Below are 10639 nucleotides of genomic sequence, written 5' to 3'. Positions count from 1 at the left end.
CTTGAGTGAATTCATATAAAATAATTGCAAGTAAACTATTGACTTTATTGTGTTTTTTGATATTATATCGGATAAACAGAGGAATTAGTATTAAGTAAAAATTGTATAAAAAAGCACATAAATGCCTCAAGTTCTGAGATCTATTGCAACATCGGAGGCTGACAAATAGGCAAAGTGTATGATAATGTCAGCTTATTTCTTCATAAGTGTAAAGATGATGGAGCTCAATAGATTTATCATTGTACCATTCACGAGCGCCAGAGTGAAGTGAGCTTTAAGAGATATTTCTTAAAACAAAGCCTGTAAAATGGCATTCTCCTCACACTGTATTCCTATTGAAATAATGATCACCTTGAACTCCGTGTGAGTTTAGATCTTCAGAGCTCATCTGCATAACATTTTAACGTGATTGTTATCCAATATTAAAATACTTCTAACATGATGTACAAACTATAAAGAAATTTGAAAATGTAAATATGAAATCTAAAATTTAACTCTAAGATACAATCTATCTTCATTCATATAAATATACAGTATACATTCTTAAACCTATAAGACTAAGAAAACCTAAACATTGATGAAACCTATAACCCTACCTGAGAAACAGTGACAATCATGTTAAATCAAATTGTCCGCAAGTGTATCTCATTGAAAAAAACAATATCTTATCTGGACGGCACATATAACATCTTTTTATACGAAAAAACTATAAAGAAGTAATTCGTTATGAATCACAGCTTCCAAGACAAGAAGATATTTTCCACCTCTTGTGCCATCTGTAAATTCTCATCATAAACAGATATCGTTTTTATTCTTCAATGTTTCATAAACTGTTCTAAATCGAATCCATCATGCCTTGTATCTAATCAAAATCGATCTTACCAAAGATCATGCTAAAAAACGTAATAATATTATTCATAAAAAATAAAAAAATCACAATAGATGTTTTTTGGCAATTTCACCAGCATTGCGGCTAATGCTTAAATCTAATCTAAGAAATAAAATATTCATTTTCAGAAAGATGAAAAGAAGCTCATAAAAAAGAGTTTTTGTAATCTGTTTCCTAAAGCATGTGATATAGTAGCAACACGCGGCAAGAATATGCAATGCTAAAGTTTCAACAATCAAAAGCAATTTTTACTGAAAAAAGAGAAAACAGCATCATTTTATACTAAAACAGTCAACAGAAAACGTTTAACAACAAAATAAACCAAAAAACATCAAAAAGGTTCGGGATTATACAGAAAAATAAGCTAATAGAATAAAAGGAAAACTCTCTAACTTTTTATAGCCTATAAATATCATTTAAACATGGTGATCCCGACAGGATTCGAACCTGTGACCCACGGCTTAGAAGGCCGTTGCTCTATCCAGCTGAGCTACGGGACCCAACTGATTATTTTCTCAATTCAAAATAGCATCTTCAATTCAATGTGTCCAAGAATGCTGCCGATCACTGCGAAAATTATCAGAATAAGAAATAGCACGTCGAATCGATGTATGTTTCTTTTCTACACGGTAAGAGATAGCATTCTTACGTGCAAAAGCAATCGCTTCTTCCTTCCTATTAAATCGAATCCTTACCTGATTATTCATATCAGACGTTGCCGTGTAGCCCATAAGAGGTTCAAGCATTTTTGCTTTCATTGGCTCATACTCTAGAATCCAAAAACCTGTATTCCCCTTACCTGACTGCATAGCTGTCTTAGCAGGACTATAAATACGTGCGATCATGCCTTTTTCCTTCAGATTACACAACACTTGGATGATAGTTTTCACCACACGTACCCAATTGGGTCATTCTCACACACTCAATCAAATATGGTCGGAGCGATAGGATTCGAACCTACGACCCCCTGATCCCAAATCAGGTGCGCTACCAGGCTGCGCTACGCTCCGCCATTTACATTTACTTGATGCACATTTCCTAAAATTTTCACAACAGAAGTGCAAGAGAAAAACACACTTTTTTTTAATTTTGTTGCATTTCTTTACAAAAAAGCACATTTTTTAATTTTTCCCCCTACTCAATAACAAATTTATTGACAAATAGTAGAAAATAACTTCCGTAAGAAAATCCAATCTATATTAAAAAATAACGAATTTCTCTATAAGTATTTCATAATTTTTATCCTGTTTTAATCAAGCTCTCATTGTATCAAAACACATTCCACAGATACAATTTTAGAAAAAAATGACTTAAATATCATAGAAAAACTTTCCCAAAGAGAACATAAGCCAAAAAATTCAGCTGTATTAAGCTTTTTCCCCCTCTTTTTCTATCTTCCCAGAGACTCTTTTATTAAAAATTCTAGAATCTTCTACAATCCAAATCCATAAACAACAAACATTTTTTCAAAGCACAAAGGTTTTATTATAAATAAAATAAAGCGCTCTTTTTAGAAAAATTTTCAAATACGAAGATGGTAAGAATTCAACATCATACAATAAAATCTCAAAGCTATTTAAAATAAAAACACGATAAGAGTAAAAAATACTATTTTTTACTCTTATATAGATATCCAAAAAGAAAAAAATTTAAATGACTTGTCTTCCACATATTGAAACGATAATAGAAGGACAGAATAAGTAAGCCATGATAAGGAGTATTTACGGATTTCTTCTATTTAAAACTTCAGCAATAACAGCACGTGTTATTTTTCTTTTTCTTTGTAATGCCAACTGATCAACAGAATCAATAACACGCTTCAATGAAAATAAAGAACGTTCACAACGGCTTACAAGATAATAAACCGTATCTGGATGTACAATAAGTTGCCTATCGGAAAAAAGCTTAAATGCAACAGCTGTTAACAATGCATCATCAGGCTGATTAATTTCAACGAACATCACCGAATTAAGACGACTTTTTAGATCATTTAACATTAAATTCCAAGCGGAAGGAAGTGTTTGTGCCGTCATCAATAAAGTAGCTTGTCGTGCATCAAGATTTGCTTGCTTAATACTGTTAATTAAATGAAAAAGTTCTGTCTCATTGATTTCACCTGTATCAATATCCTCTATTAAAAATGATCTGCCTAAAGAAGCCATAGTAACAGCCTGATCAAGTTCATTGTGCTGAATCCTGAAAGCATCTGCTTTTTGGAGCCATATATTAGAAAAATGCGTTTTTCCAGATCCTTCTTTACCAACCAAAACTGCAATAGGTAAGCTCCAATTGGGCCAGTGATCAATAAGCTGAAAAGCCATACGATTGCTTTCCGTTACCACTAAATCCTCAAATTGAAAAATCGGATCATAAGGAAAATTTAAAGATAATTGCGTTTCACGCCCATTCATTTTAGCGGCTCCGAATTTCCGCTTCGCGAATACATCTGAGAACTCAGATAAGTATGAAGAGCAAAACGAACTAAAACGCCAACAGCCGCTGCCGCAGGAACAGCAACAAGCATACCAGTAAAACCAAAGAGTGAAGAAAAAGCAAAAAGTGAAAACATCAACCATACAGGATGTAATCCCACTGATGAACCTACAAGCTTGGGTTGAAGAATATAACCTTCAATAAATTGACCAATTAAAAAAAGTGCCATCACAACAATGATTCCCCCCCAATTATTGGGATAAAACTGGACCCATGCAATACCAACAGAAAGGACCAAACCACTCATTGTGCCGATATAAGGAATAAAGCTAATAAGACCAATAAACATACCAATCAAAAGACTAAAATTGAGTCCTGCAATCGTTAAACCAATAGCATAATAGCCTCCCAATATGAGACAAACTGTTCCTTGTCCACGAACAAAGCCTGCAATAGCTCTATCCATTTCATGAAAAATACTACGGACGGTTTCAAGATGATCACGCGGTATTAACGAATCGATTGCTGTTACCATACGTGGCCAATCTAATAACATATAAAATGCCACCACAGGTGCCACAACAAATAGGCTAACGATATTAACGATTGACTTTCCTGACTTTAAAAGTGAATTCAAAAGAGACGTAATAAAATCCGAACCTTCGCCCAAAAATCCTTTAATATTATTCCGTAATTCATTTGGATCACTTCCAAAATAGCGCCTTAACCAATCAAAATCATGCTCAACAAAAAAGGTTTGAATACGATTAATATAAACAGGTAAACCATCACTCATAAATTGCTGTATTTGCCAACTAATAACAGGAATCAAAATAACTAAAGCAGCAACAAAGGTAATAACAATAAATAAGGTAATAAGGACAGTCCCAAACACACGACGAATACCAAATTTTTCAAGTAATTGAACAATGGGATTGAGAAAATAAGCCAACACAATCCCTGCCACAAAAGGAAGCAAAATCGATCCAAAAACAAACATAAAAAGAATGAAAAAAATCAGCGTACCAAGCCAAAAAAAGATTTGTCTTTTCATATTATTCGGCAACGGTAATTGAGTATACGCTGGCACATAAGTCTTATAACGATCACGAGATGTATTCTCACTCACTTTCTTTCTCATAAGTTGCCAAGAAGACTGTTCGTGATTATCTGATATCTTGCTCATAAAATATCCTAAAAAAATCTTCACAAAAAATTATAAACAACTTCAAAATAAGGTACAAGAAAAGTTGCTTATTTTCTTATCAATATCTCTTGCAGAGAGAACTCTATCATGGCATTGCATAATATCAAAACCTGATTTTCCATTAAAGGAAGGCTCCAATGAGCAATCAAGATCTTACAAATAATAAATCCAAGGCTGGGGATAAATCCAAAGCTGGTCTTACCTACGCAAAAGCCGGTGTAAACATCGATATGGGTAATGCTATGGTAGAAAAAATTAAACCCTTTATACGCGCGACAAAACGAGCCGGAGCAGATGCAGAAATTGGCGGGTTTGGTGGCCTTTTTGATTTAAAAGCAGCTGGCTTTACAGATCCTATCCTAGTAGCAGCCAATGATGGTGTGGGAACAAAATTAAAAATTGCCATTGAAGTGGGGCACCATAACACTGTAGGTATTGACCTTGTAGCTATGTGTGTCAATGATTTACTCGTACAAGGAGCTGAACCTCTCTTTTTTCTGGATTATTTTGCAACTGGAAAGCTCGACCCTGAACAAGGTGCTGCGATTGTTTCTGGTATTGCAGAAGGATGTAAACAAGCCGGTGCTGCTCTTATTGGAGGAGAAACTGCAGAAATGCCAGGAATGTATGCAGAGGGAGATTATGATCTAGCCGGTTTTGCTGTAGGAGCATGCGAACGCAGCAAGCTACTCCCTTCAAAAGATTTGATAGAAGGTGATGTTATATTAGGTCTAAGCTCCTCTGGAATTCATTCCAATGGCTTTTCGCTTGTTCGACGAATCATCCAGCAAAATTATCTCAAATGGAATAACCCTGCCCCTTTTTCCCCCGAAAACAGCCTTGGTATAGCACTTCTTACACCAACACGCATTTATGTAAAATCGCTTCTTCCCATCATGCGAAAATATGAAGGGATTAAAGCTCTTGCTCATATTACGGGTGGAGGCTTTCCTGAAAATATTCCACGTGTCCTTCCATCTTCTCTCTGCGCTGAAATTAATCTTTCTACCATCAATGTTCCAGCAGTATTTTCATGGATTGCCAAACAAGGTAAAATAGAAGAAAGAGAAATGTTAAGAACATTCAATTGTGGTATTGGCATGATCATTATCGTAGCACAGCATGCAGCTGAAACAATTACACAAGCTCTTGAAAGAAAAGGAGAAACTGTAACTCCCCTTGGCATTTTAACAAAATGCCAAGATCAAAATAAAGGAATACTTTATAAAGGGGTACTGCATTTATGAAAAAAAAAATTGTCGTTTTTATTTCTGGTAATGGGTCCAATATGGTCGCACTTGCTCAAGCTAGTCAACAAAAAGAATATCCTGCTGAAATCGTCGCGGTTATTTGCGATAATCCGCGCGCAAACGGTATTGAAAAGGCGCAAAACCATAACTTACCTATTCATATTGTTGATCGTAAAATTTACAAAACAAAAGAAGAGCATGAAGAAAATATTTTTACGATTTTAGATCAATATAAACCGGATTTTCTCTGCTTTGCAGGGTATATGCGTCTTATCTCACCACGTTTTGTAAAACTTTATGAAGGACGAATTTTAAACATTCATCCTTCTCTTTTGCCTTCATTTAAAGGCTTAAACACACATGAAAAAGCTTTACAAGCAGGTGTAAAAATCACGGGTTGCACTGTTCATCTTGTTACAGAAGACATGGATGCAGGAAAAATCCTTGCCCAAGCAGCCGTTCCAGTCTATCCCCATGATACTGCTGAGTGCTTAGCACAAAGAGTTCTTAAAGTAGAGCATAAACTCTACCCCGAATCTTTAAAAGCATTTATTGAAGGAAAGAGCAAAATAATAGATACGCAACAACAGCTTTTATCTTTTTGAGTGTATCAACAATCTATTAATCAGCATATTTCAATGCTTTACACATAGTTTTTACTCAGTTTCTACAATTGAAAATCTCTATGAAATGTTGACATAATAGAGTCCATCTCTTCATAAATTTTTGCACAAAATATGTGGTGTTTTTGAATTTTAGTTCATTTTCAAAATTCTTCTTTATTCAGTTCTATGACATTATCATAAACACTATTTATCAAAATACTCTCGTATTTCGCCTAAAAAATCTTAAAATACGCAATTTTCTATTGCATAATTTTTTGCTCATGACGAAAGTGTTTCTTTAACTGTTAGAGCTAACTGTTTGAGTGTAAAAGGTTTAGATAAAAAACCAAAAACAGCATCTTGTGGAAGATTTTTAGCAAAAGCATCTTTTGCATATCCAGAAACGAAAAGAAATTTGATACCAGGATAGTTTTTACGGACTTCCTTCAATAAAGTGGGCCCATCCATTTCTGGCATTACCACATCGGAAACAATAATATCAACATCTCCTTTTTGTTCCTCAAGAATAGAGAGTGCTTCCACCCCACTTGCTGCCTCTAAAACCGTATATCCTCTCATTTGAAGAGCTCTTACCCCCCCCATTCTGACCGCATCTTCATCTTCAACCAATAAAACAGTCGCAGATCCTGTTAAGTCTATATTTTTATCTTTCTCTTCATCTTTTTCAATCTTTTGAGAAATTTCTCCTTTTATATTGGGGATATAACGGGGAAGAAAAATATGAAATGTTGCTCCTTCACCTTCTTTACTTTCACAATAAATATACCCACCGCTCTGCTTGATAATTCCATAAACCATTGATAAACCAAGTCCTGTTCCTTTTCCAACTTCTTTTGTTGTAAAAAATGGCTCAAACATTTTTTCTTGTATAGCAGCAGATATACCAGCCCCTGTATCTGAAATAGTCAATTGCACATACTCGCCAATTGCTAATCCAAGATGATTAAATTCAGCACTTTGTTGCTTTGTAATATTATTTGTCGCAATCGTAACAATACCTCCATCTAACATGGCATCACGCGCATTAATAACCAAATTCATAATAACACGCTGAAAAGATGCTTGATCAACTTCAACGCTCCACAAATCTCTTCCATGGATAATTTTTAACTGAATATTATTCCCCAAAAGTGGTAAAATAAGATTGCGGATATCTGATAAAAATTCAGTAAAATCAATTTCTTCAGGTCGAAGTGTTTGCTTTCTAGAAAACGCTAACAATTGCTGGACAAGAGCAGCTGCACGATTAGCATTGTTTTTAATATTGATCAGATCAGCATGAGCAGGATCAGAACTACGATGCGTATTTAAAAGAAGATCACACGACATTAAAATTGCTGTTAAAACATTATTAAAATCATGAGCAATGCCGCCAGCCAATTGTCCTACAGCTTGCATCTTCTGACTTTGCATCATTTTATCTTCAAGAGTTTTTTGTTCGGTTGTTTCAATCACAGAGATAATAAGCAAATCTTGCAATGCATCACCGTGATAGGGCGGTACAGACATAATATGGAGCCGTAAATGGCATTCTTCATTTTTTTCTAAAACAGTTTCTAGAGAAACAAAATAATTTTTATTTGTCGCAATTCTCTGAAAAGAACGCTCTAACTGCACACAATCATGACGAGAAATAACATCATAAAAATTGACAGCTTTGTCCATACATCCCGTAAGTGATGAAAAAGCTTTATTCATATGAACCAATTGCCCTGCATGGTCCACCACAGCTATTGCAAAAGGACTCGCATCAAAATATTCTCCTAATATACTGGGTAATTTTAATTGATCATCTTCTTCTTTTTGTACTTGTTGTGGAATGATCACAATACGATAAATGGCCTCCTCTTCTAAGAGAGAAGAAACAGATATAAGACAATGGAATATTTTCTCACAAGTCGTGTATGAATTTAAACATAACGAAAACCTATAAGGTAAAGAGTAACCTGAACTTTGATATCTGTTGGTTTGCAAACAGATATCACTCCATGAGCTCTTAGCACCAACGCTATCAAATAACGAATCAAAATTATGTTGACCAATTGAGAAATTCGCTAAATCAATTGAGAACCATTCTGCAAAAGTCGCATTGGCATAAAGAATAGTTCCTTGTTTATTAACGGATACAAAACCAATAGAAGCTTGATCCAAGTGATTGATAGCCTCTTGAAGGTTCGAGAAAAAAACTTCTCGCGTTTGTTGTAAGTGCGAAATATCAGTAATACGCCAAAATAAAAGCTTTTTTTTCTGTTTTGTGATAGGTTGAACGGAAATATTATACCAAACAGATTTTTTTGGTGTAGAATCAGTAAAAATTGGCTGTTCTACTCTTAATTCCTCTTGCGCTGCAAGATTATTACAGGCTGCAACCTTTAAGCGGTACGAGAGTCCACCAGCTCCTGGAAGATCCGCAATAACCCTATAACAAGACACTTCAGGCTTATAGGTCAGAATTTTTCGATAGTTTTGATTAGAATAATAAACAAAACCAGAAAGATCAGAGATTACAATTGCATCATCGCTCCTATTAAAGATGCTAAAATCAAAATCTTCATGCAACCACACATGATATCTTAAAATTCCCATTCCACACAAAACGAGTGTTGCAACACCGATCATTGCTAGAATCAAAAAAGATATTGATATCACCTGTTGCAAATAGTTTTGTGTATAAAAAAAACCTAAAATACCCACAATGAAAAGAAAACCTAATACAAAAACAACACCAAAAATCACAACTCTCCGATGAAACGAAGACGCTGATCTTTCATTATTCTCAAAATCTTTATCCATCTCTCTTTGCCTTAGCTTATAGCTATTTCTTATGTCACAAAACTTCCTTTATATTCGTTGTTATGTTGTTATAAAGTATATGCTATGATATTATCTAAGATAAGCTCGCTTAATATTCAAAAGTTTATTTCTTACCATTATAAGTGAACCTTTTGAGGGTATGTTTATAAATTTATCTCAATAAAAAATAATATTTCCATCCAAAATGGGAGAAAATCTATGTATATCTGGTTATCAGAGCAAATAGGTGTATTTGCTGCAAACATAACGATAAGCTTTTTGCTTTTTATAATAACAATCGCAGCTATTACCGTAATTATCGTGTTTTTACGTCGCTTAAGTACGGGAAGATACAGCATTAATAGAAAAAAAAGTCTATCACGATTAGCATTATGTGAAGTAATTTCTATAGATCGGGCACGCCGCCTTGTTTTAGTCCGTTGCGATAATAAAGAACATTTGCTCCTTATTGGCGGATTAACAGATGTGGTTGTAGAATCTGATATTACTGGTACATCAAAAATACAAAAAAGAGAAACACACACACATCTAAATTCCGCCCTTCCAGAAAGAAACGATATATCGGATAAAAGTCCCTCTCCTTTTACGAATCAAGCGGTAAAAGATTCAGCCATCACCGCCGAAATTGAGGGGCGGCAAGAACCATCTTTATTCATTCCTACCCCTCAAAAATAAAATATACAATTTTATCACCACGAATTTCGTTTGTTTATCATCTCAATAACCTTAATCATCGCGATAAACTCTTTCACGTCGTTCATGACGTTCTTGCGCTTCCAATGACAAAACGGCTATCGGCCGAGCCTCAAGACGCTTTATACTAATGGGTTCGCCGGTTTCTTCACAAAAACCGTATGTCCCATTATCAATGCGCTCTAAAGCAGCATCTATTTTTGAAATAAGTTTCCTCTGACGATCACGAGCACGTAATTCGATTGTACGATCAGTTTCACAAGAAGCCCGATCAGTCAAATCGGGCTGACCAACATTCTCTTCCTGCAAATTTTCCAAAGTCTCACGAGCTTCTTTTAATATATCATTCTTCCAAGAAACCAATTTAGCACGAAAATACGCCTTTTGCCGCTCATTCATAAAAGGCTCATCTTCACTAGGGCGATATTGACCATCAATCTCTTCGCTCATGCAATAAAAAACCTCCACATATGCTATGTGCGGTCTATATATTGTGCAATACCCATCAACACAAGAGTAAAATGTTTTTTCATAACAATCGACGAATATATCTAAATGCACTGTTTAGGTTTGATCGCTTTTTTATGTAGATTGAATTCTTGATCAAATCTCATCCAAAATCACTTTTCTCGCTTATTGAAAAACTTTAAAAAGAAGGAAATCAGATATCAGAGCCATCCCTCCTCTGCTCTCTACATTGTTTAAAATCTAAATGAAGCAACAATAA

Annotated in this window: 8 protein-coding genes and 2 tRNA genes; 3 read left to right on the top strand and 7 right to left on the bottom strand. The window is 34.9% G+C overall.

The window, feature by feature from the left end; all coding sequences use genetic code 11:
- Positions 1-1312: 1312 nt before the first annotated feature.
- From ACFINU_RS02465 to ACFINU_RS02445, 5 genes are all read right to left on the bottom strand, one after another.
- A tRNA-Arg gene (locus ACFINU_RS02465) sits at positions 1313-1389 on the bottom strand.
- A gap of 39 nt (positions 1390-1428) precedes the next feature.
- Entirely contained in the window at positions 1429-1734 is a 306-nt protein-coding gene (locus ACFINU_RS02460) for an ETC complex I subunit (protein WP_375617799.1), read from the bottom strand.
- Positions 1735-1822: 88 nt separating this feature from the next.
- A tRNA-Pro gene (locus tag ACFINU_RS02455) sits at positions 1823-1899 on the bottom strand.
- A 711-nt stretch (positions 1900-2610) separates the two neighbouring features.
- Positions 2611-3300 carry a DnaA regulatory inactivator HdaA gene (hdaA, locus tag ACFINU_RS02450; protein ID WP_375617798.1) on the bottom strand — a complete coding sequence of 230 codons (690 nt, stop codon included), beginning with the start codon at positions 3298-3300 and terminating at the stop codon, positions 2611-2613.
- Entirely contained in the window at positions 3297-4508 is a 1212-nt protein-coding gene (locus ACFINU_RS02445) for an AI-2E family transporter (protein ID WP_375617797.1), read from the bottom strand. The genes hdaA and ACFINU_RS02445 overlap by 4 nt, the downstream gene beginning before the upstream one ends.
- Before the next feature lie 158 nt (positions 4509-4666).
- On the opposite strand from ACFINU_RS02445, the gene purM reads away from it, so the two are divergent.
- On the top strand, positions 4667-5776 hold the full coding sequence (purM, locus tag ACFINU_RS02440) for a phosphoribosylformylglycinamidine cyclo-ligase (RefSeq protein WP_375617796.1): 1110 nt from the start codon (positions 4667-4669) through the stop codon (positions 5774-5776).
- Positions 5773-6384, top strand: coding sequence for a phosphoribosylglycinamide formyltransferase (gene purN, locus ACFINU_RS02435; protein ID WP_375617795.1), 612 nt, complete (start codon positions 5773-5775; stop codon positions 6382-6384). The genes purM and purN overlap by 4 nt, the downstream gene beginning before the upstream one ends.
- A 279-nt stretch (positions 6385-6663) precedes the next feature.
- Here purN and ACFINU_RS02430 read toward each other — a convergent pair whose 3' ends face one another.
- A complete protein-coding gene (locus ACFINU_RS02430; RefSeq protein ID WP_375617794.1) occupies positions 6664-9198 on the bottom strand; it encodes a response regulator in 2535 nt (844 codons plus the stop codon).
- Between the two features lie 219 nt (positions 9199-9417).
- Here ACFINU_RS02430 and ACFINU_RS02425 point away from each other — a divergent pair, with 219 nt between their 5' ends.
- On the top strand, positions 9418-9894 hold the full coding sequence (locus ACFINU_RS02425; RefSeq protein ID WP_375617793.1) for a hypothetical protein: 477 nt from the start codon (positions 9418-9420) through the stop codon (positions 9892-9894).
- 51 nt (positions 9895-9945) lie between these two features.
- Here the strand turns inward: ACFINU_RS02425 and dksA are convergent, their stop codons facing one another.
- Entirely contained in the window at positions 9946-10362 is a 417-nt protein-coding gene (dksA, locus tag ACFINU_RS02420; protein ID WP_015856486.1) for an RNA polymerase-binding protein DksA, read from the bottom strand.
- Between the last annotated feature and the right edge of the window lie 277 nt (positions 10363-10639).

Origin of the sequence: Bartonella sp. AC130YNZD, from assembly GCF_042196865.1 — a bacterium.
Taxonomy (GTDB): Bacteria; Pseudomonadota; Alphaproteobacteria; order Rhizobiales; family Rhizobiaceae; genus Bartonella.
The sequence above is the reverse complement of the archived record's forward strand: the minus strand, read 5'-3'. Positions and strand labels throughout refer to the sequence as shown.

Excerpts from the sequence above, each read along its gene's own strand:
- ACFINU_RS02460 (WP_375617799.1), bottom strand. The coding sequence starts at position 1,734 with ATGATCGCACGTATTTATAGTCCTGCTAAGACAGCTATGCAGTCAGGT.
- hdaA (WP_375617798.1), bottom strand. The coding sequence starts at position 3,300 with ATGAATGGGCGTGAAACGCAATTATCTTTAAATTTTCCTTATGATCCG.
- ACFINU_RS02445 (WP_375617797.1), bottom strand. The coding sequence starts at position 4,508 with ATGAGCAAGATATCAGATAATCACGAACAGTCTTCTTGGCAACTTATG.
- purM (WP_375617796.1), top strand. The coding sequence starts at position 4,667 with ATGAGCAATCAAGATCTTACAAATAATAAATCCAAGGCTGGGGATAAA.
- purN (WP_375617795.1), top strand. The coding sequence starts at position 5,773 with ATGAAAAAAAAAATTGTCGTTTTTATTTCTGGTAATGGGTCCAATATG.
- ACFINU_RS02430 (WP_375617794.1), bottom strand. The coding sequence starts at position 9,198 with ATGGATAAAGATTTTGAGAATAATGAAAGATCAGCGTCTTCGTTTCAT.
- ACFINU_RS02425 (WP_375617793.1), top strand. The coding sequence starts at position 9,418 with ATGTATATCTGGTTATCAGAGCAAATAGGTGTATTTGCTGCAAACATA.
- dksA (WP_015856486.1), bottom strand. The coding sequence starts at position 10,362 with ATGAGCGAAGAGATTGATGGTCAATATCGCCCTAGTGAAGATGAGCCT.